Raw genomic sequence first — 26,676 nt, forward strand, 5'->3', positions numbered from 1 at the left:
TTTGTTGCAATCATGTGAAATAGTTTTTACTGCAACAATAACAAGCGAGAAACGCATGAAAAAAATGCTTCATACAGTATTGGCGCTGTCGGTGTCATTAGCGATAGGGCAGGTAAATGCCGCTGAAAAAGACGAACAAAAATGGCAAGTAGATTCACCTAAGGGGCAATTTGTTGACGCTGCAATTAGCGTTGAGCAGGGCACATGGATGAATATAGATATTAGCCCTGATGGTAAAACCGTGGTGTTTGACTTACTTGGCGATATTTATACTATGCCAATGAGTGGTGGTACAGCCACAAAGCTCACCTCTGATATTGCATGGCAAATGCAACCACGCTTTAGTCCTAACGGCAAAAGTATTGCGTTTACCTCCGATCAAGGTGGTGGCGATAACATTTGGATAATGGACTTAAATGGTGAAAATCAACACGCTGTTACCGATGAAACCTTTAGATTACTAAATAGTCCTGCATGGAGTCCTGATGGCGACTACTTAGTTGCGCGTAAACACTTTACAGCTAGCCGTTCATTGGGAGCAGGTGAAGTGTGGTTGTACCATAAAGCGGGTGGCAAGGGCGTACAGCTTACAAAACGCGAGAACGATCAAAAAGATTTAGGTGAGCCAATGTTTTCACCTAATGGTCGTTATGTATACTTTTCGCATGATGCAACACCCGGTAAAACCTTTCATTACTCAAAGGATTCTGTAGCGGGCATTTATAAAATTAAGCGCTACGACCGTGAAACGGGTGAAATTGAAACTGTAATCGATACGATGGGCGGTGCTATTAGGCCTACACCATCACCAGATGGTAAAAAGCTTGCTTATATAAAGCGTGATGACTTTCAAACTAGCTTGTATTTATATGACTTAACTAGCGGTGAGCACACTAAGCTTTACGATAAGCTTGAGCGAGATATGCAAGAAACATGGGCTATTCATGGTGTATACCCAACCATTGCATGGACCCCCGATAACGAAGAGTTAGTATTTTGGGCTGGTGGTACAATTCACAAGCTAGATGTTGCAGACAAATCCGTTAAAACCATTCCTTTTAAAGTGCAAACTACTAAAAAAATTCAAAAAGCGGTGCGCTTTACACAAAACTTAGATACTGATGAGTTTGATGTAAAAATGCTGCGTAATGTGCAAGTAAGCCCAGATGGCGAAACTGCAATTTTTGAAGCGCTTGGGCATATTTATAAACGTGATTTAGAGTCAGGTAAAATTAAGCGTTTAACAAAGCAAACTGATCATTACGAATTATTTCCACAGTACTCTCGCGATGGTAAAAAAATAGTTTACACCACATGGGATGATAACAAACAAGGGTCTGTAAGAGTGGTTTCTGCGCGCAGTGGTCGTGGCGATACAATTACTAAAGAGCCCGGGAAATATGTAGAGCCTGCGTTTAGTCCAGATGGGAAAACGGTTGTTTATCGAAAAGCCACGGGGGGCAGTATTTTAAACCCTAAATGGTCACTTAACCCTGGTATATATAGCGTAAGCGCAAAAGGCGGTAAAAGTGAGCTTATTTCAAAAAGTGGTTATCAACCACAATTTGGAGATGCAAACGATCGCGTTTTTATAATGAGTCCTTGGCCAAAACCAACGCTAAGTGTAGTTGAGCTTGAAAGTAAAAAAGTTCGTAAACTGTACGAGTCAGAACATGCGACAGAATTTAGAGTATCACCAGATGGGCAATATCTCGCTTTTGCTGAGCGATTTAAAGTATTTGTAACGCCGTTTGTTCAAAGTGGTAAAACAATTAATATTGGGCCTAAAGATAGTCAATTTCCAATAGAGCAGTTATCGGTACGTGCTGGTGAAAACATTAGTTGGAGCGCTAAGAGCAACACGCTTTATTGGACATTAGGGCCTGAGCTTTATCATGCAAGCCTTGAGGGGATGTTTGCTATTAACAAAGCCGAAGATGCCGACTTTAAAGTGAAAAGTGGCGATAATATCGGTTTCAGTAAAAAAATGGCAGAGCCTAAAGGTATGATTGCGCTCACTGGTGCAAAAATTATAACTATGGACGGCGAAAAGGTAATTGAAAATGGTGTAATTATCACTGATGGCAAGCATATTAAAGCAATTGGTACAGCCAGCGATATAAGTATTCCTAAAGGTGCTGAGGTTATTGATGTAACAGGTAAAACTATTATGCCTGGTATTGTTGATGCTCATGCACATGGCTCGCAAGCAAGTGATGAAATTATACCTGAGCAAAACTGGAAAAACTTTGCAGGTTTAGCGCTGGGTGTAACTACAATTCACGATCCATCAAACGATACCTCCGAAATATTTACCGCAAGCGAAATGCAAAAGGCAGGCATGATTGTTGGCCCGCGTATTTTCTCAACGGGTACTATTTTATATGGCGCAAATATGCCAGGTTATACGTCGCATATTGACTCGTTAGACGATGCTAAATTTCATTTAGAGCGCCTTAAAAAAGTAGGTGCATTTAGTGTTAAGTCGTATAACCAGCCACGCCGAGAGCAGCGCCAACAAGTTATTGAAGCAGGCCGGATGCTTGAAATGATGGTAGTACCAGAAGGCGGCTCATTATTACAACATAACTTAAGTATGATTGTAGATGGACACACAGGTATTGAGCATTCAATCCCTGTAGAGCACATATACGACGATATAAAGCAGTTATGGTCGCAAAGTGATGTAGGTTACACACCTACGCTTGTAGTGGCTTATGGTGGCATTTGGGGTGAAAATTACTGGTACGATAAAACTGATGTGTGGAATCACCCGCGTTTAAGTAAATTTGTGCCAAAAAATCAATTATTACCACGCTCTATGCGCCGCATTAAAGCGCCCGATCATCACTATAATCACTTTAATAACGCACGCGTTGCTGCTGAGCTGCAAGACCTAGGTGTATTAGTTAACTTAGGTGCTCACGGTCAGCGTGAAGGCTTAGGTGCACACTGGGAGATGTGGATGTTTGCACAAGGCGGAATGACATCACTTGAAGCTATACGTGCATCAACACTCGATCCGGCTAAGTATTTAGGGCTTGATAAAAACGTAGGATCACTTGAAGTTGGCAAGCTTGCTGATTTAATGGTTATAGATGGCGATCCGCTTAAAAATATTCGAGATTCGGATAAAGTAGATTACACCATGATCAATGGTCGATTATTCAATGCCGAAACAATGAATGAAGTAGGTAAAAAAGAGCGCGAACCACTTTACTTCGAAAAGTTATAATTTATTTTGATCTTTTGAAAGCGGCTACATAGCCGCTTTTTTAGCTTTGTATTATGTGTTTTAGCAACGCAGTGCTTGGCATAACAAGTGTTTGAGTATGCATAACACGTGCTTGGCATATAAGCCCTTCTTTTAGGATAAATAATGTTTGTGCGATATTTTCGGCTTTAGCTTTATTATTTTTTAGCTGAGGAGTGGCAAGTAAAGCATTTAATATAATTTTAAGTACAGCTTGTTTGTGTGCTTTACACTGTATTGCAATAGTATGCGCTGCGAGTGGATATTCTGCTGCTGCGTTTATAAAGAAGCACCCATTAAAATCGCCCAATTCCGGCACTGCATTATTAAACCAGTTCGTTAACCCTTTAAATAATCCATTAGCAACGTCAAGGGCATTTTGTTTTTCACAGATTTGTTCTAGCCAATTATTAAAATTTTTATCACGCGTGGCTAAGCAAGCAAGTATTAGATCATCTTTGCTGGCGAAGTGATTATAAAGCGTTTTCTTAGCGATACCTGAAACGGCTAGAATTTCATTAATACCCACAGCATGTAAGCCTTTGCTATAAAAGAGATTAAGTGCTGTTGTAATAATTTGCTCTCGTTTATTCATAAAACCCCTTAAATATTAGCTGAAAGATATCTTGACACAAGTAGACAGACTTGTCTATTATCGAAAAGTAGACAGGTCTGTCTACTTTTATTTAAGGATTTAGCATGAATATTGAAGATATTAAATTAGCCTGTGTTGCTGGCTTTTTTTCAGCGCTAGTATTGGGTTTTTTATCTTGGCTGAATAATATAGGAGGCTATGGACTGTGGTTAATGGCACCTTTTGGCGCAACGGCAGTACTTGTATTTGGTATACCAAATAGCCCATTAGCACAACCAAAAAATGTGATTTTTGGTCATCTTTTAACAGCATTTGTGGGGATCGTTTTTGTAACTTATGTTGGTGACGGTAGTGTATCTATTGCATTAGCCGTTGGTGTTGCAATTACACTCATGATGCTCACTAAAACAGTGCATCCTGCGGCGGGTGCTAACCCTATTCTGATTATTGTATCTGGACAAAGTTGGGACTTTTTAATTATGCCAGTATTAGTCGGGACGATGTTCATTGTTATTTGTGGCTTTGCTGCAAAGTGGTTACTGTCTTCTTCGGTAAATAACGCACATAAAAAAACCGCTTAACGCGGTTTCTTTTAAAAATCATAAATGTTGATTAAACAACACCGCGCGGTAAGCGACAGTCATGATCTTTACGAGCTAAAATTACAATCCAAAGTTCTTCCGCTGTGTAACCTTCTTCGTTTTCGGTAACAACAGTGAATGGCGCTTTTTTCTGTGCTTTAACAGGCGCAGCTGCTTTTGGTTTTTTCGTTTTAGTTGTTTTACCAGAGTTTAACTTTTTAGTAAGCTCTGCTACGTCAGCTAGGCGTAAATTTTTACCGCCATCAATGCTGTACCAACCAGGTTTAGTTGTGATTTCAGGTTTTTTACCATTGGCAGTTTCGTACGCTGCTTCAAAGGCAGATAACACTTCTGTTTTGTCTAGTTTGCTCATCAGAGACCCTATACGTTGTGAACACAGATAAAGAAGAGGTATTTATACCTATTTTAAAACAGTTTTTCAATTTTTTGCGATTTTCCTTCCATTTTAGAGCTATAAACGCCAAAATTTGCACAAAATTCAGTGCTAAGTAAGGTAAGTTATATGCAACGTAGAGAATTTAACCAACTCCTAAATGACATTTTAAAACCTCAATTAATTAAAGATTTTTGCCCAAATGGCTTACAAGTTGAAGGTAAAAACGAAATTAAAAAAATTGTGACGGGTGTAACCGCAAGTCAAGCATTAATAGATGCTGCCATTGAGCAACAAGCAGATGCTATTTTAGTTCACCATGGATTTTTTTGGAAAGGGGAATCCCAACCAATAACGGGAATGAAAAAGCGTCGTATAGGTGCGTTATTAGCACACGATATTAATTTATTTGGCTATCACTTACCACTCGATATTCATCCAGCAGTTGGCAATAACGCGCAACTAGCAAAGTTATTGGATATTGAAATTGAAACAGGGCTAGAGCCAACTTCAAATAGCGTAGCAATGAAAGGGCGTTTAAAAACACCATTAAGTGGTGAAGATTTTGCAGATAAAATTGCAAAAGTGCTAAATCGAACCCCACTCACAAGTTTAGTACGTTCAACAAAAATTGAAACCATTGCACTGTGCACCGGTGGTGGGCAAGGGTATATTGATTTAGCTGCAGAGCAAGGCATTGATGCCTACCTAACAGGTGAGGCATCGGAGCAAACTATTCATAGCTCTCGTGAGCAAAATATTGATTTTTTTGCAGCTGGGCACCATGCAACAGAGCGCTATGGCGTAAAAGCTTTGGGTGAGTTGCTTGCTCAAGAACATGGCTTTGACGTCACGTTTATAGATATAGATAACCCTGTTTAGTAGTATCTGTTTCTTAGTGAAAAACTAAAGCGCTTCTGGGTTTGCCCAGCGGCGCACTGTGATCCATGCATTTCCAATTACTTCATGAGCATACTGCGTTACTACCATTAAAGCCTGAGCATTAGGTATAAATTGTTTATGCCACGGTAATACAGCAAAGTTATGGTAATCAGTGGCTGCGGTTATTACTTCAATACCTTGAGCATTAAATAAGTCTTTGGCGCGAGGCATGTGCAGCACAGATGTTACTAGCGCGACTTTAAAATCAACTAATTTAGGTGCTAATAATTTAGCTTCTGCTGCGGTATCCATCGCTTTTGGGTTTTGGAATATACGACTCTTATTAACACCTAAACTAATTGCCGTTTGATACATAAGCCCGCTATTAGTGGTATTTTGATAACCCCCGCCTGACACTATAAGCTCTGCATTAGGGTAGTGCTTTGCTAGCTTTACACCTTCTACTAAGCGCGTTAGCGCACAATTGCCTAATTGATTATTAGCACTGAGTGCAGGATTTGGGTTTATATCGCAACCTAGTACAACTATTTTGTCTATTTTTGGATGCTTTAGGGTATTAAATGCAAGCGACGCAGGTTCATTATTTTGGATAATTAAATTGGCGATAAAGGGTGTGCTCAATGCAAGTAATACAATTAAGCTTAAAGTAGATAAGAAGAGAGCTGATTTGCGGCCTTTAAATGCGAGTAGGAGCATCAGGCACGCAAATAAACCAAATAGAGGCAGTGGCATAAGTAAGCCACCAATCATTTTTTTAATAACAAACATAAGAGTTAAACGCTGTAGAGTTAATTACAGCGATATTACTCATTATATTGATGATTATCGACCGTTATTTAGCTTACACGTATTTAAAAAGTGACGATAAACAGGGTTATCTTTCATGTCTTTTTTCATCGCTAAATACATAGGACGAGTAAGGCCAAGAGCGCCCAAAGGAATTGATTTAATTAAGCCTTGGCTTTCATAAGGTGTAACTAGCCAATCAGGTAAAGCGGCAACGCCCATGCCGGCACTTACTAGTTGAAAAATAAGTAATCCTTGATCAACCGTTTTTAACGTACCGTCAAAACGTGCATTTTGAATGAAATGCTTAAATATATCTTGGCGTTCACGCGGGATAGGGTATGAAATAATAGTTTCGTTTTTTAAATCAAGCGCTGTTACATACGCTTTTTTAGCAAGTTCATGATCCGGTGCCACAATAAGCTTCAATTTAAAATCAAATAAGTGCGCGTATTCTAATGTGTCGGGTTCACGTATGTCAGATGTTAAAACTAAATCGAGCTCATCGCTTAGTAAGTCAGGAATAGCGTCGTAACTAAAGCCGCGCTCGTAATCAATTTTTATATCAGGCCAAAAGTTATTAAATTCTTTAATAGTAGGCAATAACCAATGAAAACATGCATGGCATTCCACACTTAAACGCAGTTGAGAAATAGGCTGATTTAAGCTTTCTTTCAAACGGCATTTAGTCGCTTCCATTTTTGGTAATATTTCGTGAGCTAATTCAAGTAATAGCATTCCCTGAGGGGTAAAGCGGACTGGTTGAGTTTTACGCTCAAATAATTGGCAATCTAATTTATTCTCTAAATCTTTGATTTGATGAGATAAAGCAGACTGTGTCAAAAATAACTCTCGTGCCGTATTAACCAAAGATCCTGTTTCTTTTAGGGTTGCTATGGTTTTTAAATGTTTAATACCAATCATCTTTAAAAATTCTCATGGGAAAAGTGAGTTCAGCTCAGATTAACCACATACTACGCCTATACAAAAAACGTTTCAACGTCTAGATGGCTAAAAGTTTGCGATTTATTGTGGTTTATTGCAGTTTGTTGCTATGAATCGCGAAAATATTAGAATTAGTAACGATAAAAGTCATTCAAAAACTGGTTTGATGAGTTTTAGATGAGTTTGCTTCATGTTGTATTTTAAGTATATCGATTGCGGTGTGCTTCACCTCAGTGTGAATTTTGACTATATAAATAACTGTGTGGGGTGGGGAATGGTTACTTTAGGTTGTGGTTTAAAAACTAAAGTCATTTTGCTTTTTAGCTTTAGTTTAGGTCAATGGATGAGTATATACGTAATACCTAAGCCAGCGACCAACTCGCTGGCTCTTTTATAAGGGCTTATTAATAAGTAATATGGCTTCTTTGGCTGTGACCGGTTTTGACTTTAAAAAACCTTGGCCATAGTCGCACGCGGTGGATTGTAAAATGGCTAATTGTTCAAGTGTTTCTATCCCTTCAGCAACAACCTCAAGTTTTAATGATTGCGCAAGTGATAAAATGGCTTCAACAAGTGGGTTGGTGGAATCTTGTAGGTGGTCAATAAAGCTTTTATCTATTTTTAAAATATGAATAGGCAGTTGGTGCAAGTAGCCCAGTGCTGAATAACCCGTTCCAAAATCGTCAAGGCACAATTTTACTTTTAAAGGTGAAAGACCTTCTATTATTTGAGTGGCGAGTTCTAGATTTTCTATTAAGCCTGATTCGGTAATTTCTAAACATAAAGAACCCAGAGGTAATTGGTATTTATTATAAATAGAATGTATTTGCGCTACAAAATCGAGGCTTGCAAAATGTCGTGACGATACATTAACCGTTACTTTCAAAAAGCGATGACCTTGCTGGTGCCAATTAGAAATCTGCTGAGCGGCTAAATCAAGTAAATGTAAATCAAGATTTATAATTTGCCCTGTAGTTTCAGCTATCGGTATAAAGTCATTAGGTGGTACAAATCCTTTTTTAGGATGATGCCAGCGCACAAGTGCTTCAAATCCGACAACTTCACTTGTGGTAATTGTAAAAATTGGCTGAAAATAGAGTTCAAATTCGTTGTGTTCTATACCGTGTTGCAAGTCGTTTTCGATATCGGCATGGGTTTTAAGTTTTTTACGCATCGTGTTATTAAAAAACTTAACTTGTCCACGCCCGGTGGATTTTGCTTCATACATAGCAGCATCAGCTTGTTGCAGTAATATATAAGCTTGATCGTTTATGTTGTCGGTATAGGCAATACCAATACTAGTAGAGGCTTGAAGTAAGTGGCTATCTACATTTAGAGGTTTTGCTAATGCGCTTTTAATTCTGTTTAAAGCTTCATTAACTTGGTTTTTATGTGTGATATTTTCCATGAAAATAGCAAATTCATCACCGCCTAAACGAGCAAATGTATCGGTGCTTCGTACTGTACTTTTAATTAAGTCGCATATTTTTATAAGAAAATGGTCTCCGACCTCATGCCCCAGCGAATCATTAATACTTTTAAAACGGTCAAAATCTAGATACAGCAGGGCATGGCTAGTACTTTTTTTAGCGCGCGTTAAACGTAAAATAGCATGCTTTATTCTCTCAATGAGTAATGAGCGGTTAGCAAGGCCGGTAAGCTCGTCATGCAATGCTTTATGCTCGAGCTCTTGTCGGGCTAGTTGTCTATCAATTGCCATACTTATTTGACGACTTACGTAAGTTAGAAGAGCGCTGTCGTGTTCGTTGTATTGCAGTGTTTTATCGTAGCTTTGTACAACAATAACACCGCTTATACGATCACTTGTTTTAAATGGAACACCCAACCAAGACTCTGATTGTCGACCTATCATTTTAAAATCACCGTTATCAATATGACTTTGAAAGGCATCTTTATTGAGTAATAAGGTTTGCTCTGTTTGCAGTAGGTAATATGAAGCAGTGTCTTTTAGCTGTTCTTTAGATATTTTTTGATGTGTTTTAGTGTTTATGCCTTCTTCGACTATATAAACAAGGTCAAGTATATCTACTTTTTTGTCATATAAAGCGATAAAAAAGTTATCAGCACGAAGTAAGTTATTGATAATTGAATGCAAGGCTTCAAAGAAGGTATCTAAGTCGTTAGCTTTGTAGGTTAGGTTAGCTATTTGTAATAAGCTATTTTCTAATTTTTGTGCGTTGTTAAGTTGCTCAACTGTTTTTTGTAAGTTATTTACCGTATTTACCTGGTTAATTTTAGCACTGAGTAAGTGGGCAACTGTTGTAAGAATTTCAAGGTGTGCGTTTGTAAAGTAGCCTTTAATAGGGTGCTCACAATCAATAACACCTAAAACTTGTTCTTTATATATAAGAGGGACGCATAGTTCTGATTGGGCAGGGCGCTCATCTGCGATATAACGGCTATCTTTTGTTACATCATCGATAACTACGGCTTTACCAGTAGTTGCAACAGCTCCAGTAATTCCTTCACTAAAACGTATTACTTTACGTTCGGCTTGATATTTGTCTCGGGCGTGAGCAATACCCATCGATGCAACTTGATTTAATGTATAAGCATTGTTATCGGCAAGGTAAATAACGCAATCAACAAATCCTAAACGGTTAACAACGTGCGTTGTAACATACTCAAATAGCTCGTCTAGTGTGTCTAGTTGCAATAAGCTTGATGAAAATTGATTAATAATACTCAGTTGATCAGTTTTTATCTCAAGTGCTCTTGAGGCATTATTTTTGTAAGACATAGGCAATTTATATTATTCTTTTTATTTTTAAATACGTAGCTAAGTTAACCTAATCTTAGATTTTGTACAAAATAAAGCGATGAGTGGTTTTAATTGGCTGTAAATTATTATGACGAATGACTTTAATTAATTGTAAGTAATAACAATGGCTAATCCCAATTGAATTGGAGTATTAAGCTTTAATTACACAACTCGGTAATGTCATCAACATATGCATTATTTTTAATAAAATCTTTACTCGAAAACATCATATGCCTATGATCGGATAAATTCAGCCTTGGAACAAAGTAATGACAAGCAATAATACAAACTCTGTAACAACCCTTACTATCACTCGCCCAGATGACTGGCATGTACATTTACGTGATGGCGACCAGCTAAAGGATACTGTACGAGACATTAGCAGATACATGGGTCGCGCTATTATTATGCCAAACCTTGTTCCGCCGGCAACATGTACTGATACCGCTCTTTCTTATCGAGAACGTATTATGGCAGCAGGCCCACAAGGTGCCTTTGAGCCTTTAATGGTACTTTACCTTACTGATAAAACGACACCAGATGAAATAAAGAAAGCAAAAGCAACGGGTAAAATAGTAGCTGCAAAATTGTATCCTGCTGGCGCTACAACCAATTCTGATTCGGGTGTTACATCAGTCAAAAATATTTACCCGGTTTTAAAAGCAATGCAAGAAGTAGGTATGTTGCTGTTAGTACACGGAGAAGTTACTGATTCATCAATCGATATTTTTGACCGTGAAAAAGTATTTTTAGAGACGATTTTAGGGGATGTGGTAAGTGACTTTCCTGAACTTAAAATTGTACTAGAGCATATAACAACTAAAGATGCAGTAGAGTTTGTAGTTAATGCACCTAGCAATGTAGCAGCAACAATTACAGCTCATCATTTACTTTATAATCGTAATCATATGTTAGCGGGTGGAATTCGCCCACATTATTACTGTTTGCCAATCCTCAAACGTAACATTCACCAGCAAGCATTAATGGCCGCAGCTATAAGTGGAAATAAAAAGTTTTTCTTAGGAACTGATTCTGCACCACATTATAAAGATAAAAAAGAAGCTGCTTGTGGTTGTGCTGGTGCATATACGGCTCATGCCGCTATTGAGTTATACGCTGAAGCATTCGAAGACGCAGGAGCTTTGGACATGCTTGAAGGATTTGCAAGCCACTTTGGTCCTGACTTTTATGAGTTGCCGCGTAATGCCGATACAATAACATTACAAAGAAAACCATGGGACGTACCTGCAAGTTATACCCTAGGCGACTCTGAAGTTGTGCCTATAAAAGCAGAAGATACTATTGATTGGTCTGTTAAATAGTTAATATTTTATATTTAAACCAAAAGCCGCTTAATTTTTAAAGCGGCTTTTTTGTTTGTATTTTTGATGTTATTGAAGCGTTGTTTGACAGTATTGCTGTTGTAGAGGGCTTTTATACGCGTTTATAGCAATATATATTACAATAATACTTTATAGTTTTTGCTTGGAAATTAGTCAGTTAAAGGCGATTTAAAACAAATTTATATTTTTAATAAATAATTCCCAATTAATAGAGCGAAAAAAAATATAATGTGTTAATCTTACCTTGCTTTGAGTTTTTATGTATTGAATTTACGGATATTGTGCTGCGTTTAAGGTTACCGGTTAGGTTATTACTTGTTCCTGTACTGTACCTCCATATTTTTGAGCATTGACTCAGGGAGGATATTGCCATAATAATATGGCTGAATTTTAATTATTGACTTACAGGAAAATTTAGTATGTCGGTTACTGGTAAAGTAAAGTTTTTCAACGAAGCTAAAGGCTTTGGTTTCATTGAACAAGAAAATGGTCCTGACGTGTTTGTACATTTCAGCGCAATCACTGGTTCTGGTTTTCGCACTCTTAGCGAAGGTCAAGCAGTGACATTCAGCATCAAACAAGGTCAAAAAGGCCCTGAAGCTGAGAACGTAGAAGCAGCATAATTTATTATGTGAACTCTAGTTCATCTTGGTGAAGCAGGTCTCTGTTTCACCATAATTCCTCTCTATGTACATAATTAATAAAATCCTTCTTTTTAAATCCTTGAACACAAATTTCATATATTCTTAAATCTTCTATTTTAATACAAACCCAAAATTCAATTATCTGAATAACTTATACAATCGAACCACTTTCTATCGCATTTAAAACATCCCTTACAATTTATCCAACTGATCCGATACTTATATACATAAAAATGATGCCAAATAACAATCTGTGTAAATTTTAGTGTAAGTCTTGCTAGTGCAATCAGGTTGAAGTTTTGTACTTTAACTATAAATGGGCAAGGGAACCTCTATAGGCCTCTGATAGCTTATTATGGAAGCGTTAGGCATCATTTATAGTCCATTATTATTAAAGTTGAGCAACTTTTTGTGATTAACTTTGTTACTAAATAAATTTAACTGTTAAATAGTATTAATGAGCACTCTAAAGCGGTAAATGTAACTCGTCTAATTATCGAAAGCTATTTGGCTATTTCAGGCCTTGCTAAAAGAAACTTATTATTACTATTTATGGGAAACACGTTTTATAAATGGCTTTAGGTATTGCGTGCATAAAGCAAGGTGGGCGGTATTAGAGATTATCCAGTGTTGTTTTTTTGTGCGACAAATGGTTTGTTTTTTCAGATGAAGTGTTATTGGGGAGATAAAATGTGCTGAAATCGTTTAAAAAATAACTTTTGTTATATCTATCTATATTTTTTTTTGTTTTTTTTCAGTGCGAATTCAGCTTTGGCTAAATGTTGCAATAATGTTGTTTTATGTCAGTACAATGCGAATAAATACACCCCTCAAAAGGCTTTAATCGAAATATTAAGCAAAAGCTTAGTTGCAATAATGTTAACAGTTGTGTGCTAGTACTTTTGTTTAAGCATTAACTTAGCTATTTATTTGCAGAGATTAGTAAACATCAAGTTGACAGCGCTAATTGCATTTAGCATTATTGGAAGGTTGATATCTATTAAAAGATATCAGGGTTGTTCTCTTCGGAGGATAATTAAATTATAAAAGTAACATTACTTAATTGGTTGGGAACTATGTCTGTTAAAATCAGAAAGAGTCTTGTAGCAACTGCGTTGGTTGGCGCATTTGCATTTGCAAGCAGCAATGTGATTGCAGATCCTTTGAATGACGTGCAAAAAGCAGGTCAACAAATTCAAAAGGCTGCGGTTAAGTCTCAAACTAAAATTGACAATGTATATGGTCAAACTCAGGAGCTAATCGCTGAGTACCGTAGCGTTGTTGATGAGACTGAACTTATGAAAGTGTATAACGATCACGTGTCGCGCTTGGTTGATAGCCAAAACGCGTCTATTGAATCGTTTGATCGTCAAATCGCTACGATTGATAACACGAAACAAAACGTTGTGCCTTTGATGTATCGCATGATCGATACGCTTGAGCAATTCATCAAAGCGGACGTTCCATTTAATCTAGAGACGCGTTTAGGACGTGTTGAAAGACTACGTGAAATCATGGTTTCTGCGTCTGTAACGACGTCTGAAAAATTCCGTCAAGTACTTGAAGCTTACACTATTGAAACAGCATACAGCTCACTTGTATCTGCTTCACAAGGTACACTAGAAGTTGATGGCAAAAGTATTAACGTTGATATCGGTCAGTTAGGTCGTATTACTTACGTTGCTCAGTCTTTTGACTTGAAACATGCTTGGGTGTGGGATAACAACACTAAACAGTGGAAAGAATTAGGTGAAGAATACCTAAAACCTGTTAAAGAAGTTATTCGTATGGCGCGTAAGCAAGCGACATTAGAACTTGTTAAACTACCTATCTTTGGCGCGGAGTAATCAATAATGAAGAAACTATTTAAAGGTTTTGCTGTTGCCGCAGTACTAACTGTTTCTGCAGGTACCGCGTTAAATGCACATGCAAATACTGGAGCTCTAGATAAAATACTTGAGCAAGTAAAGCAAGAGCGTATCTCTGAAGGTAAAATCGATAAGAAACGTGAACAAGAGTTCTTATCAGATCGTGCTGACAAGCAATCTTTACTTAATAAAGCTAAAAGCCAACTTGCTTCTGAGAAGTCTCGTGGTGAAAGCTTAACTAAGCAATATGCACAAAATGAAAACACGTTAGCTGAAAAAGAAGCCGCTCTTCAAAGTGCTCAAGGTACTTTGGGTGAGATGTTTGGTGTTGTACGTCGTGCAGCTCAAGACGCTATCGGTTCTATCGAAGCATCACTAGTTAGTGCTGAGAAACCTGGCCGTGCTGAAATCTTACGTTCATTAGCTGCTGCTAAAGAACTTCCTACAGTTCGCGAACTTGAAGAACTTTGGATTTCACTTCAAACAGAAATGACTGAATCAGCTAAAGTTTCAACTTTTGAAACTGAAGTTGCTGGTCTTGACGGTAACCCGTCAATGAAGAAAGTAACGCGTATCGGTAACTTTAACTTAGTTACAGACGATGGTTACTTAATTTATTCACCAGAAACTAAGTCTATTCAGCCTCTAGGTAAACAGCCTGATAGCTATATTTTAGACGGTATCACTGATCTTGAAAATACATCACCAGATAACTACGCTGGTGTTTATATCGATCCGACTCGTGGTGCTATCTTACGTATCAACACTCAAAAAGCGACACTTATGGAATACTTCCATCAAGGTGGCGTAGTTGGTTATATCATTACAGCTTTACTAGCTTTAGGTATGCTAATTACTCTAATTCGCTTTGTTGACCTTACACTTACTACTAGTAAGATTAAGAGCCAGCTTAAAAATGTTGCTACACCGAATACAAATAACCCACTGGGTCGTATTCTTAAAGTGTACCATGACAACAAGAACCAAGATGTTGAAAACCTTGAGCTTAAACTTGATGAAGCGATTCTACGTGAAACGCCACGCATCGAAGCTGGTATCAACATAATTAAGATTCTTGCTGCAATCGCACCGTTACTAGGTCTACTAGGTACAGTAATCGGTATGATCTTAACGTTCCAAACAATCACATTGTTCGGTACGGGTGATCCGAAGATCATGGCAGGTAACATCTCTCTAGCACTTGTAACTACAGCGCTAGGTCTAATTGCTGCATTACCACTAATTCTACTTCATGCTCTTGTAGCTGGTCGTAGTAAGTCGGTATTACACATCCTTGATGAGCAAAGCGCGGGTATCGTTGCTACTCACGCGGAGAAGGAGAAAGCCTAATGCTAGTCCTGATGGAGATATGGGAATCTATCAGGGATTTTGTTGGCACAGGCGGCCAGGTTTTATACGTGGTCGCGATAGCACTCTTTCTGATGTGGGTTTTAATGATTGAGCGCTATTGGTTTCTACTTGCAGAGTTTCCTCGCACAGCGAAAGAAATTGTAGCAAAGTGGGATGCCCGCCAAGACACTACGTCTTGGTACGCACACAGAATCCGTGAAGCATGGATTTCTGAAGCGTCTGAAAAATTAGATCAGCGTATGTTGTTGATTAAGACATTAGTAGCTGTTTGTCCTTTAATAGGCTTACTTGGTACTGTTACTGGTATGATCTCGGTTTTTGAAACCATGGCCAACCAGGGTACGGGTAATGCACGCTTAATGGCATCAGGTATTTCAATGGCAACAATCCCAACAATGGCTGGAATGGTTGCGGCACTATCTGGAGTATTTTTTAGCTCACGTCTTGAGACAAAAGCTAAAATGGTGAAAGCCAAACTTATTGATAGTATGCCTCATCACTAGAGAGAGAATTAAATATGGCACGTAAACAACGTTTTCGTGAAGAAGAAGAAGCAGCGGTTGATATGACGCCAATGCTTGACATCGTATTTATCATGCTTATTTTCTTTATCGTAACTACATCGTTCGTTAAAGAGGCTGGTATCGAGGTCAATAAACCAAAAGCTGCCCAAGCTACTAAGCAAAAAAATGCTAACATTTTTATTGCTATTCGTAGTAACGGCGAAATCTGGGTTGATAAACAACAAATTGATGTTGAACGTATTTCAGCAAAAATTGAAAGTTTATTAGCAGAACAACCTACTGAAGTTGTGATTATACAAGCTGATAAAGAAGCTAAACACGGCACAGTGGTTAAAGTTATGGACCAGATTAAAGCGACGGGTGACAACCTTAGAATTTCAATAGCTGGAGATCAGTAATGATTCGTTTTCTGTTTTCACTGATTGCAGGTGGGGCAGTTACTTTCGGCTTGTTCTACTTCATGGCCTTCCTCATCTCTGGTGGGGCTGACCGTAATACGGAACAAAAAGAGCAGATCATAGTCGAAATAATGACGAATCCGCCTGAATCTAAGGTGCAGGAGAGGAAGCGTGTACCGCCTCCTCCTCCACCACCGCCAAAGCAGCCGCCTAAACCGCAGCCGCCACAGCCGGAAAATAATAATCCAAACCCTGGTGCTATGTCATTTAACATGGGTAGCATTGATGTTGGTAGTTCAGCTGGTGGACTAAGTGGTCCTGGTGCATTTGGACGAGATGGTGATGCGACACCTATCGTTCGTATAGAACCAAAATATCCAACGCAAGCAGCACGTGATGGCAAAGAAGGTTGGGTACAACTTTCATTCACAATTGATGAGTTAGGTGGAGTGATTGACGTTGAAGTAATTGACGCAGATCCAAAACGTATCTTTGACCGTGAAGCTAAACGCGCACTGCGTAAGTGGAAGTACCGTCCTAAGATCATTGACGGAAAACCACAGAAACAACCAGGTTTACAAGTTCAATTAGACTTTAAACTTAACCAAGGCAACTAAGGAGGCGAGTAATGAGAAATTTTTCTAAAGTAACTGCTCTTGCGATTCTTATGTCTGTGTCGGGTGCTACTTTAAGTGCATCTGTTTTAGCAGCGCCAGATTACGCAAAGATTGAAGAGCGTAAAAAAGCAAAAACTAAAATCATGGGCGAGCGTACTGGTAAAAAGGTAATTAAAGCATTTGACTTGTACAACGAAGAAAAAGTTGATGAAGCAATTGTTTTGCTTAGAGAGATTGAACCTTCGAATGACTTTGATAAAGCGACCGTAAATCGTTACTTAGGTAGCATGTACGCTCAAAAAGAAAAGTATGACGAAGCGATTAAGTACTCTAAGCAAGCAGTTGCCCCTGATGTTTTAAACTTTGCTGATCAAGAACAGACTCTAAAACTGTTAGGCGATTTATACGCCGGTACTGAAAAGTATCAAGAAGCCAAAAAAGCTTATGTAGCTTGGATGGACTTCACTGGCCAAGAAGATCCTACGGTTTATACACGTATCGCTCAAGCTAACTATCAGTTAGAGCAATTTCGTGATGTTTTTGAACCAGCAGATAAGGCAATTAAACTTCAAAAAGAACCTAATAAAGGTCCTTACCAATTAAAACTGGGTGCATACTTTGAACTTAAAGACTATGCAAACATGGTTAAGATTGGCGAAGAGATTGTTCGTGTATGGCCTGATGATAAAAAAGCTTGGGTTAGCTTAGGTAAATATTACCTACAAACCGAAGACTATCAAAAAGGTTTAGCAACGATGGAAGTTGCTTACAAGAACGGTTACTTTGAAAATGAAGTTGAGTATAAAGTCTTATCTAACTTTTACTCTCTAAACGAGATCCCTTTTAGAGCAGCTGTAACGCTAGAAAAGGCCGTTAAGAGTGAAAAAGTAAAACGTACAAAGCAGAATGTTAGCGCGATTGCTAGTAACTATCATCGCTCTAAAGATCTAGAAAAAGCTGCTAAGTACTACGAAGAAGCTGCTAAATTTGATGACGACGCTGAACTTTACCGTAAAGCTGGTTCATTACTTTTACAATCTGAAAAATTCAGTGCTGCTGTTGTTCGTTTGAACAAAGCATTAGAGCTTGGCTCTGACAAAAAAGGTACTATTTATTCAGATTTAGCTGAAGCGTATTACTATCAAGGTAAGTATAAGCAAGCATATGCTGCAATTACTAAAGCTATGGATGACCCTCGCACACGTAAGTTTGCAAAGGGTTGGTCTACATATATTAAAGATAAAGCCGCTCGCAACGGTGTTAAAATTTAATTTTAATTAGCTAAAGCAACTTATAAAAAGCCCCTCTGGGGCTTTTTTTATTGGAACTACTATGTATAAAAAGCTCTCTTTTTCATTACTACTGTGCTTATTTTTAGCTGCATGTTCAAAGCAGCCTCAACCTTATGAGTCATTTGAAGACGCACAAGTTGCTTTAAAAACTTTAAACATGGCACTTGTACAACCAGACGCTAAAAAAATCGATAGGATTACTAAAGAGCAATTGGTCTTTTCTGATGCGTATTTAGTTAAACGTCATTCTATTTATCAGAACCTAATGGGTATGGAGCTTAATCTCAATCAAATTGCACAAGTAAACTACTTGGTTATTGCAGAGCGCTTTCCTGAGCGCTATTTTAATTGGCCGGCTCAAGTAAACGTATTAAAAAACATGCTTGCTTTTGAGGGGTCAAAAAGTACGCCGGATAATATTATTACTTGGCTTAAGTTAACCCAAGATACGCTAGACAGTGCTAAACAAAGCAATTTAAAGCTGAATAAAATTGAGCTCACACTACTACAAAGCTATGTATTGAGTGCGATAGGTAGTAATGACGTTCAACCAGCGCTTAAGAGTCATATAAGAGCTTTTAGCGATTATTTAGCTAGTTACAAGCCTAGAGGTAGTGTTGGTCTGAGAGGCCTGCCAAATGGGTCACAGTGGTATCAGAGCAAACTCAATTACTTTAGTGGCGAAGTACATTCACCGCTAGAGTGGGTTACTCTTTTAAATGAAAATATAAAAGTATTAGATCGTGTTGCAATCGATAGTAAATTGTCTATTTCTCATAAAAAATCGTTTTTAGTGCAGTATCTATCGAATGAAAAATTAATTGAAGGGCTTGATTGGCAGGCTGATTATCACGACTTACCTGCAATGGCGAGTAATATGAACATGTCTGATAAAGATAAAACATTGATGCTTGCAATGATGGAATCAGATATTGGCATTCATTACCATGCGTGGACTTTGCCACAGGCAAAGGTAAATCTTATGAAACGCTTAGAAATCACCCAAGAAGAGGCTCAATATTTAGTTGAAGATATAATACTCTACCCAGGGCAATCATTTAGCTTTATACAACAAATTATATAATGATTTGAAAGTGCGCTTATTGTGCGCACTTTGTACACCGTTGAGTTGCGGGGTCTAGTTCAAGTGATTTGGCTGGTATTTTTTCTTCACAGTCGCAGCAGTAGCCATATTGCCCAATTTCTATTTGGCTGACCGCCGCTTCTAATTTAGTCATGCGACTGATCAAAAACGCATACTCAGGACCTAGCTTCTCTGCTGCACAGTCTAACCATTCATTGTTTGCTGTATTATCTAAAATTTGTATTAAATGCTGATGTGTAGGGTAGGCTGATTTAGAAAGCATAGTTAATATATTTAATTTAATTTGTGCTATTTCATCGTTTAGTCTTTTTTGATGATGCATTATCAGTACAACCTTATTAAATTGGCTTCACGTTATACTGATATTATCTAGAGGCTTTAGGTTAGCCGTTATGATTTGAATCAAGTTGCGGTGCTTTGGCGTATTTATTTAATACGCTTGCCACATCTTCTTTACTTTTTAAACGCCTGATTTCATCAAATAAATCGATCGCTTGCGGGTATTGGCGTTTAAGGTAACCTAGCCATTGCTTTGTACGAGAAGCAAAATACTTTTCATCTTTTGCAGGGTCTTGATGAATAGCAGAGTGGATTAAGTGATAAATAATATGCTCCCATTGAAGGCCATCATATTGTTCATTATTTACATGAGCTTTAATTTTTTTTGCTAAATCAGGGTGCGAAAGGGCGCCACGACCAAGCATCAAATCAGTACATCCACTTCGTTTTTGGCAAAGCATTGCGTCCTCAACTTGCCAAATTTCACCATTGGCAACAACGGCAATATTTTTATCTTTTATTATTGGTGGAATTTTTTCCCAATAAGCTGGCGGGTTATAACCATCACGTTTGGTTCTGGCGTGTATAGCTACACTATTTGCGCCTGCACTTACCACAGCATCAACAATTTCTTGGCTGTTACTGTCATCATCAAAGCCTAAGCGAATTTTTGCACTTACTTCATGTTTATCATCTACAGCATCTCGGACTGCTTTAATAATCGTATACATGTGGTCAGGATCTTTAAGCAGTACAGCACCCCCTCGACTACGATTAACGGTTTTTGCTGGGCAACCAAAGTTAAGGTCGACCCCATGAGATCCTAAAGCAATTGCTCTTACTGCATTTTCGGCTAACGGATTTGCTTCTTGGCCGAGTAATTGAACACGCACAGGAGTACCTGCTCGCGTAAATCCATTATTATGTAGTTCAGGGCAAAATCGATGAAAAACTTTATCAGGTAAGCATGTTTCAACCACTCTTACAAACTCGGTAACGCACAAATCGAACCCACCAATGTCTGTGAGTAATTGGCGCATTTTAAAATCAACGACACCTTCCATAGGTGCTAAAACAAGTTTCATAAAGTGATTAATTTTGATAAAAAACTGGACGCATAGTTTACCTGTAAATCACACATTGATAAATCTGTAATTACCAACCATATTTAATGTAGAAACCGCAAAAGTAAATATTATGAAAATAAATGAAAGTTTTTATTCTTGTACAGGTCTACTTAAGCATACAAGCAATTTAAAATACATTTTTATTGCTGAGATTTACAATACTTGATTAAAGAGAGTCACAAAATGAATACAGTTAAAAAAAATACAATCGCGTTAACTTTAGGTGCAGTAGTTGTTGGCTCTGCAAGCTTTGTATCTGCAGATGTACAAGCCAACCCATTTGAGTTTCAACAATTAGTGACAGGTTACCAACTAGACGCTAAAGAAGGTAAGTGTGGTGAAGGTAAATGTGGCGGCGATGCTAAAGATGCAAAAGCTAAAACAGAAGGTAAGTGCGGCGAAGGTAAATGTGGCGGCGATGCAAAAGATGCAAAAGCTAAAACAGAAGGTAAGTGCGGCGAAGGTAAATGTGGCGGCGATGCAAAAGATGCAAAAGCTAAAACAGAAGGCAAGTGTGGCGGCGACGCAAAAGATGCAAAAGCTAAAACAGAAGGCAAGTGTGGTGAAGGTAAATGTGGCGGCGATGCAAAAGATGCAAAAGCTAAAACAGAAGGCAAATGTGGTGAAGGTAAATGCGGCGGCGATTCTAAAAAAACTAAAAAAGAAGGTAAGTGCGGCGAAGGTAAATGTGGCGGTCGTTAATATCTTATTCTAAATAAGTTATGCTAAAAGGGCCTTAAGGCCCTTTTTTGATAAGTTAGAGGTAGTTATGACACAAATCCAGAGTACAGATTTCGGGATGGTGGGCCTTGGCCTACGACGAGAAATGCTTGATGAACTGCTTGAACACGTACCTAATCAAGTAGATTTTTTGGAAGTTGCACCAGAGAACTGGTTAAAACTAGGTGGGCGCTTTAAAAAGCAATTTAGAACATTAACAGATGCAAACAATTTTGTGTGTCATGGATTATCACTGTCTATCGGTTCACCCGAACCACTGGATGTTGAATTTGTTAAGTCTTTAAAAGTTTTTTTTGAAGAGCACAATATAAAAATCTTTAGTGAGCACTTAAGTTACTGCTCTGGTACAGGCCATATGTATGACTTAATGCCTATTCCGTTTACACAAGATGCTATAGCACATGTTGTCCCTCGCATTAAACAAGTACAAGACATACTTGAGCAGCAAATTGCGATAGAAAATGTTTCCTATTATGGCGCTCCTGGACAGCAATTATCAGAGCTGGAATTTACAAATACCATTTTAGAGCAAGCAGACTGCAAGCTTTTACTGGATGTGAATAACATTTATGTGAATTCGATTAATCATGGCTATAACGCACAAGCGTTTTTAACTGGGTTACCCTCTAATCGTATTGCCTATGGGCACGTTGCAGGCCATTATAATGAGGCTGATGACTTAATAGTGGACACACATGGTGCTGATGTCATTGATCCTGTGTGGGAGCTACTGGATAAAGCATATAAAGTGCATGGCGTATTTCCAACCTTGCTTGAGCGCGATTTTAATATCCCTACAATGAATATTTTAACCAAAGAGTTAGATATAATTCATGAGCTACAAGCTAAACACATTACTTCAATGGTTTCAAAACAACGAGCTTAATATAAGCCTTTATAAATATTAAAAGAGTGCCTGGTTATGAGCTTTATTGAAATACAAAACGAATTTATGGCGCATATTCGCGAGCCTAAAAAAAATAAAAAGCCCAGCGGTATCGAAGACCGACGTATGGCCATTTATCGCGACCTATTTTTTAATAACATTGAAGGTTTTATATCATCAGGTTTTCCGGTATTAAAAACCTTATATACAGACAAGCAATGGCTGGTCCTTGTACGCCAATTTTTTAGCGAATATGATTGTCATTCGCCGTACTTTTTAGATATAGCAGGGGAGTTTATTAATTACTTATCAAGTGATTATAAAATGAAAAGATACGATCCCGTGTTTATGCTAGAACTTGCACATTATGAATGGGTAGAGCTAGATGTATCGATTGCACACGAAGATGAGCAAGAGCAAAAATTACAAACAACAGCGCTTACTAGTTCTGCTTTGTATTTATCGAAAACGGCAAGAAATTTAAGTTATCAATTTCCGGTTCAAAATATTAGCAATCACTTTAAACCAAAAGAGCCATCACCTCAGCCTAATTATTTTGTTGTATATAGAGATGAAGATGATGACGTTCAATTTCTGGCTACGAATGCGATGACTGCTTTGTTACTATCAATTATTGAGGCAAGTGATGGAGCGACATTTGACGACGTTTGCCAACAGGTATTCGCTCATGCACCACAGTTTAATGCAGATCAAATTGCTCAAGGCGCATTGGTTACCCTCAATGCAATGGTTGAACGCGGTGTAATTGTGACAAAAAATCAAGATTAAGGTCTTTATTGATGATTTTACATCGTCTATTATGGCAGCCTTATTTGTCGTGCTTAATAAAAGGTTGTACCAATGTCAGATGATAAAGACTTTAAAGATCCGTTCAACGCTACTTATTTTCTTGCTTTCTTAGCTGTATTTGCAGGGATTGGTTGTTTAAATGCAATATTAGGCTGGATCACTAGCTTAACTTAAAATGCATAGCGTTTATTAAGGCTGTTGCTTACTTCAGCCTTGAACCACTTTATTTTAATTACCCCCCATAGTTAATACTTCTTTTATAGTAACGCCAAACTCGCAATTAAAGGTTAGTTAAGGTTATAATCACCTGCTTTGTAATATAAACAATTGAGCAGTTAAAATTATGACTCAAGTAACACCAGCAATTATCAAAAACAGCATAACTACAATTGCTGATTATCCAAAGCCGGGCATCATGTTTCGCGATGTAACCACTTTAATGGCAAATCCAGAAGCCTTTAAAGCAACTATTGACGCGTTTATCGCAGAATATAAAGATCAGGGTTTTACTAAAATAATTGGCACAGAATCACGTGGCTTTATTTTTGGTGCGCCGCTGTCTTACGCATTAGGCATTCCGTTTATTCCAGTTCGTAAACCAGGTAAGTTACCACGCGAAGTTATTCGTCAAGATTACTTACTTGAGTACGGTGAAGACACGCTAGAGCTGCATGTTGATGCAATTGTACCTGGCGATAAAGTATTATTAGTTGATGACTTATTAGCAACTGGCGGCACAATTGAAGCCACAGCTAAATTAGTTCATAAACTAGGTGGCGAAGCCACAGATGCTGCATTTGTTGTATCACTACCAGAACTTGGTGGCGAGCAGCGCATCAAAAAAATGGGTATTAAAATTCTAAAATTGGTTGAATTCGAAGGCGAGTAATCGATGAGTTATCAGGTTCTAGCGAGAAAATGGCGTCCTCAAACCTTTCATGAATTGGTTGGGCAGTCTCATGTTAAGCAAGCGCTTGTAAATGCGCTTACACAAAATAGACTGCATCACGCTTATTTATTCACTGGAACCCGCGGTGTAGGTAAAACCACTATTGCGCGTATTTTTGCTAAAAGCTTAAATTGCGACGAAGGTATATCTGCAAATCCGTGTGGCCAATGTAGCAGCTGTTTAGATATAGAAGCAGGGCGCTACATTGACTTACTCGAAATAGATGCGGCTTCTCGTACAAAAGTAGAAGACACCCGCGAAATACTCGATAACGTTCAATATGCACCAACACGTGGACGTTATAAAGTATACCTAATCGATGAAGTTCACATGCTTTCTAAGCACAGCTTTAATGCGCTTTTGAAAACGCTTGAAGAGCCACCAGAGCATGTGAAATTTTTATTGGCGACGACCGATCCTCAAAAACTACCAGTTACTATTTTATCTCGCTGTTTACAATTCAACCTAAATGCCTTGTCGCAAAGTGAAATTAAAACACAGCTTGAACACGTACTTACTCAAGAGCAGCTTAGCTTTGACACTGATGCACTTAGCATTATTTCAAAAGCCGCTGATGGCAGTATGCGTGATGCGCTTAGCTTAACTGACCAAGCTATTGCACAAACAAATGGTGATATTAATAATCAAGCAGTACAAACAATGCTTGGTTTAATGGATACTCATTATAGCCAAAGCTTGCTTGCAGCATTACTTGCACAAGATGGCGCTGCGCTAATGGATGAGATTGCACAGGTGGCAAGTCGTAATCCTAATTATGTTGCATTGCTTGATGATTTAATTGCACTTACGCATTTGACCCAACTAACCCAGTTAGTGCCAGAAGCGGCAGGGCTAGATGAAAAAAATGTAGATTATATTGCTCATGTTGCACAACATACGAGCCCACAACAAATTCAAATTTATTATCAGTTACTGTTAAATGGTAAAAAAGATTTACAATGGGCACCAGAGCCTCGTTTAGGTTTTGAAATGATAATGCTAAGATTATTAGCATTTAAGCCTACAGACGCTCAACAAACTGTACACACAGTAAACGAAGAGCCGGCCCCAAATAAACAAGGCCGCGCAAATGCACTGCGAGATATATTAAATAAAAATAAAACATCGCAAAACACTGTAGCTAGCCAAAGTAGTGTCCCTGTAAATAATACTAAGCCAGTTAGCAATACAGAGCAGCCTAAATCCCTTGAGATAGAGCCTTTACCAAATGTTGCCGCTCAGACATTGAATAATGATGTCGTACAAAGTAATAATGAGCCAACCCAAGTTGCAGTAGAGCAACCGGTTCAACAAAGTGAAAACGCTATTGAGCAACAGGCTTCAGCTAATGAGCAATCACAAACCAATGTTGTTTCGGATGCTCAAGCCCAGCGCCAAAGTGAAGATGAAGCTTACATGCAACATAGTGATGCTGAGCAAACGTTAGCTTCGCAGTTTGATGATATAATGAGTAGCGCTGTAGATCAGGGTTTTAAACCTGCACCTACTGCAAACTCAGAGTCTTCACCAGAGCCCTTAACAAATCACAATGCAAGTACGCCAATAGCTGAACAAGAAGCGCAGGCGCAATCTGCCATTGCTCGTATTTTACGCGACAGAAACATATCGGGTGCGGGTAGGTTATCAGGCAAGAGTACAAGTACATCTGCAAATAATGTAGCAGTGCAGCCAAGCCAAGCGCCTGCTAAAAAGCCAGAACAGCATCCAAGAATGCCTAAAGCCCAAAGTGTTCATCAAGGTAGTGCAGATACAAGTGCAAGTGAGCTTAATAGCCCTTCAGGTAATGCGTCTGGCGATATCCCTCCTTGGGCAACTGATAGCGAAGGTGAGAGTGAAAAAAAGCATGAGTTCCCAGTAACAGGGGGCCAAACTCAGGCACATAATCACTCCAACATAAAGCCAACTAGTAAGATTGATTTTAAAGCAAAGCACCAAAAAATTACTGAAAATCTTGCGCCAGAATTACTTGAGCAAATAAACCCTCAAAAAGCGCCTGAAATAGTGCCAGAGGAAGTAAGTATTCCTGCCCCTGATGATTTTCAAAGCCCAATTAGTGAAATTAGATTTGCACATCAACAAGATGAATGGGCTTATTTAATTAAACGTATGGGACTGGGTGGTCGTATGCGCCAATTTGCATTGCATTCAATATTTACCAAGCAAGGCAACAGTTTACATATAGACGTTGATGAATCACAAAAGCATTTAGATACACCGATGCTTCGCCAAAGATTAGATGCCGCATTGTCGAGTATTTATGAGCATAACGTGTCGTTAAGTATTAATTTTGCTAAGGGAGTTATTGACTCTCCTTATCTTATTCAGCAAAAAATTGATGCAGGTCGTCATCAACAAGCAATCGATGTGATCACATCTGATGAAAACATAGTACAATTTCAGCAAGTATTTAGCGCCGAAATTGACGAAAACAGTATTCAGGCATTGTAATTACTTACAATCGC

25 protein-coding genes are annotated in these 26,676 nt (G+C 38.4%); 18 read left to right on the forward strand and 7 right to left on the reverse strand.

All coding sequences use genetic code 11. The annotated features are described in order from the left end of the window. Window positions 1–55: 55 nt before the first annotated feature. Window positions 56–3,235 carry an amidohydrolase family protein gene (locus I6F50_RS13675; protein WP_197176486.1) on the forward strand — a complete coding sequence of 1,060 codons (3,180 nt, stop codon included), beginning with the start codon at window positions 56–58 and terminating at the stop codon, window positions 3,233–3,235. Between the two features lie 40 nt (window positions 3,236–3,275). On the opposite strand, the gene I6F50_RS13680 is transcribed toward I6F50_RS13675, so the two are convergent. Further along, the gene (locus tag I6F50_RS13680; RefSeq protein WP_165740295.1) at window positions 3,276–3,848 is read right to left on the reverse strand and encodes a TetR/AcrR family transcriptional regulator; all 573 of its coding nucleotides are present in this window, start codon (window positions 3,846–3,848) and stop codon (window positions 3,276–3,278) included. 104 nt (window positions 3,849–3,952) lie between these two features. Between I6F50_RS13680 and I6F50_RS13685 the strand changes: the two genes are divergently transcribed. Further along, window positions 3,953–4,429, forward strand: a complete 477-nt coding sequence (locus tag I6F50_RS13685; RefSeq protein ID WP_165728215.1) for an HPP family protein — start codon at window positions 3,953–3,955, stop codon at window positions 4,427–4,429. Between the two features lie 31 nt (window positions 4,430–4,460). Here I6F50_RS13685 and I6F50_RS13690 read toward each other — a convergent pair whose 3' ends face one another. Further along, a complete protein-coding gene (locus tag I6F50_RS13690) occupies window positions 4,461–4,802 on the reverse strand; it encodes a hypothetical protein (RefSeq protein WP_002961684.1) in 342 nt (113 codons plus the stop codon). Window positions 4,803–4,952: 150 nt separating this feature from the next. Between I6F50_RS13690 and I6F50_RS13695 the strand changes: the two genes are divergently transcribed. Then, window positions 4,953–5,705, forward strand: coding sequence for a Nif3-like dinuclear metal center hexameric protein (locus I6F50_RS13695; protein WP_010555099.1), 753 nt, complete (start codon window positions 4,953–4,955; stop codon window positions 5,703–5,705). Between the two features lie 24 nt (window positions 5,706–5,729). Here I6F50_RS13695 and I6F50_RS13700 read toward each other — a convergent pair whose 3' ends face one another. From I6F50_RS13700 to I6F50_RS13710, 3 genes are all read right to left on the reverse strand, one after another. After that, complete coding sequence (locus I6F50_RS13700) at window positions 5,730–6,494, reverse strand: YdcF family protein (protein WP_165740294.1); 765 nt, start codon at window positions 6,492–6,494, stop codon at window positions 5,730–5,732. A gap of 54 nt (window positions 6,495–6,548) precedes the next feature. Beyond that, complete coding sequence (locus I6F50_RS13705; RefSeq protein WP_002961689.1) at window positions 6,549–7,436, reverse strand: LysR family transcriptional regulator; 888 nt, start codon at window positions 7,434–7,436, stop codon at window positions 6,549–6,551. Between the two features lie 412 nt (window positions 7,437–7,848). Continuing rightward, window positions 7,849–10,218, reverse strand: coding sequence for a GGDEF domain-containing protein (locus tag I6F50_RS13710; RefSeq protein WP_197118876.1), 2,370 nt, complete (start codon window positions 10,216–10,218; stop codon window positions 7,849–7,851). 290 nt (window positions 10,219–10,508) lie between these two features. On the opposite strand from I6F50_RS13710, the gene pyrC reads away from it, so the two are divergent. The 9 genes from pyrC to I6F50_RS13755 all read left to right on the forward strand — a co-directional run bounded on the left by pyrC (window position 10,509) and on the right by I6F50_RS13755 (window position 19,380). Next, window positions 10,509–11,561, forward strand: coding sequence for a dihydroorotase (gene pyrC, locus I6F50_RS13715; protein ID WP_165740288.1), 1,053 nt, complete (start codon window positions 10,509–10,511; stop codon window positions 11,559–11,561). A gap of 440 nt (window positions 11,562–12,001) precedes the next feature. Beyond that, window positions 12,002–12,205 carry a cold-shock protein gene (locus I6F50_RS13720; RefSeq protein ID WP_002961702.1) on the forward strand — a complete coding sequence of 68 codons (204 nt, stop codon included), beginning with the start codon at window positions 12,002–12,004 and terminating at the stop codon, window positions 12,203–12,205. A 1,097-nt stretch (window positions 12,206–13,302) separates the two neighbouring features. Next, a complete protein-coding gene (locus tag I6F50_RS13725; protein ID WP_024590812.1) occupies window positions 13,303–14,073 on the forward strand; it encodes a DUF3450 domain-containing protein in 771 nt (256 codons plus the stop codon). A 6-nt stretch (window positions 14,074–14,079) separates the two neighbouring features. After that, window positions 14,080–15,444, forward strand: coding sequence for a MotA/TolQ/ExbB proton channel family protein (locus I6F50_RS13730; RefSeq protein ID WP_007583865.1), 1,365 nt, complete (start codon window positions 14,080–14,082; stop codon window positions 15,442–15,444). Further along, window positions 15,444–15,968 carry a MotA/TolQ/ExbB proton channel family protein gene (locus I6F50_RS13735; RefSeq protein WP_002961709.1) on the forward strand — a complete coding sequence of 175 codons (525 nt, stop codon included), beginning with the start codon at window positions 15,444–15,446 and terminating at the stop codon, window positions 15,966–15,968. The genes I6F50_RS13730 and I6F50_RS13735 overlap by 1 nt, the downstream gene beginning before the upstream one ends. A 14-nt stretch (window positions 15,969–15,982) precedes the next feature. Further along, complete coding sequence (locus I6F50_RS13740; RefSeq protein ID WP_007583867.1) at window positions 15,983–16,387, forward strand: biopolymer transporter ExbD; 405 nt, start codon at window positions 15,983–15,985, stop codon at window positions 16,385–16,387. Further along, window positions 16,387–17,004 carry an energy transducer TonB gene (locus tag I6F50_RS13745; RefSeq protein WP_165728220.1) on the forward strand — a complete coding sequence of 206 codons (618 nt, stop codon included), beginning with the start codon at window positions 16,387–16,389 and terminating at the stop codon, window positions 17,002–17,004. The genes I6F50_RS13740 and I6F50_RS13745 overlap by 1 nt, the downstream gene beginning before the upstream one ends. An 11-nt stretch (window positions 17,005–17,015) precedes the next feature. Then, window positions 17,016–18,275: a tetratricopeptide repeat protein gene (locus I6F50_RS13750; RefSeq protein ID WP_165728221.1), complete on the forward strand. Its 1,260-nt coding sequence runs from the start codon at window positions 17,016–17,018 to the stop codon at window positions 18,273–18,275. A gap of 61 nt (window positions 18,276–18,336) precedes the next feature. Further along, window positions 18,337–19,380 (forward strand): hypothetical protein, encoded by a 1,044-nt coding sequence (locus tag I6F50_RS13755; protein ID WP_165742005.1) that lies wholly within the window; start codon window positions 18,337–18,339, stop codon window positions 19,378–19,380. A gap of 16 nt (window positions 19,381–19,396) precedes the next feature. On the opposite strand, the gene I6F50_RS13760 is transcribed toward I6F50_RS13755, so the two are convergent. Both I6F50_RS13760 and I6F50_RS13765 read right to left on the reverse strand, forming a co-directional pair. After that, window positions 19,397–19,723: a TraR/DksA C4-type zinc finger protein gene (locus I6F50_RS13760; protein WP_024590816.1), complete on the reverse strand. Its 327-nt coding sequence runs from the start codon at window positions 19,721–19,723 to the stop codon at window positions 19,397–19,399. A 61-nt stretch (window positions 19,724–19,784) separates the two neighbouring features. Continuing rightward, on the reverse strand, window positions 19,785–20,765 hold the full coding sequence (locus I6F50_RS13765; RefSeq protein ID WP_007583877.1) for a tRNA-dihydrouridine synthase: 981 nt from the start codon (window positions 20,763–20,765) through the stop codon (window positions 19,785–19,787). 225 nt (window positions 20,766–20,990) lie between these two features. Here I6F50_RS13765 and I6F50_RS13770 point away from each other — a divergent pair, with 225 nt between their 5' ends. The 6 genes from I6F50_RS13770 to dnaX all read left to right on the forward strand — a co-directional run bounded on the left by I6F50_RS13770 (window position 20,991) and on the right by dnaX (window position 26,662). Then, a complete protein-coding gene (locus I6F50_RS13770) occupies window positions 20,991–21,509 on the forward strand; it encodes a hypothetical protein (RefSeq protein ID WP_197176488.1) in 519 nt (172 codons plus the stop codon). Window positions 21,510–21,576: 67 nt separating this feature from the next. Then, window positions 21,577–22,434, forward strand: coding sequence for a DUF692 domain-containing protein (locus I6F50_RS13775; RefSeq protein WP_165728225.1), 858 nt, complete (start codon window positions 21,577–21,579; stop codon window positions 22,432–22,434). A 36-nt stretch (window positions 22,435–22,470) separates the two neighbouring features. Continuing rightward, window positions 22,471–23,223 (forward strand): DUF2063 domain-containing protein, encoded by a 753-nt coding sequence (locus tag I6F50_RS13780; RefSeq protein ID WP_165728226.1) that lies wholly within the window; start codon window positions 22,471–22,473, stop codon window positions 23,221–23,223. Window positions 23,224–23,295: 72 nt separating this feature from the next. Beyond that, the gene (locus tag I6F50_RS20440) at window positions 23,296–23,418 is read left to right on the forward strand and encodes a hypothetical protein (RefSeq protein WP_002962301.1); all 123 of its coding nucleotides are present in this window, start codon (window positions 23,296–23,298) and stop codon (window positions 23,416–23,418) included. A 169-nt stretch (window positions 23,419–23,587) separates the two neighbouring features. Next, window positions 23,588–24,133 (forward strand): adenine phosphoribosyltransferase, encoded by a 546-nt coding sequence (gene apt / locus I6F50_RS13785; RefSeq protein ID WP_007584093.1) that lies wholly within the window; start codon window positions 23,588–23,590, stop codon window positions 24,131–24,133. Between the two features lie 3 nt (window positions 24,134–24,136). Beyond that, window positions 24,137–26,662: a DNA polymerase III subunit gamma/tau gene (gene dnaX, locus I6F50_RS13790; RefSeq protein WP_197176490.1), complete on the forward strand. Its 2,526-nt coding sequence runs from the start codon at window positions 24,137–24,139 to the stop codon at window positions 26,660–26,662. The last annotated feature ends 14 nt before the right edge of the window (window positions 26,663–26,676 follow it).

It is taken from the genome of Pseudoalteromonas sp. NZS127_1, assembly GCF_015864295.1.
GTDB lineage: Bacteria > Pseudomonadota > Gammaproteobacteria > Enterobacterales > Alteromonadaceae > Pseudoalteromonas > Pseudoalteromonas arctica.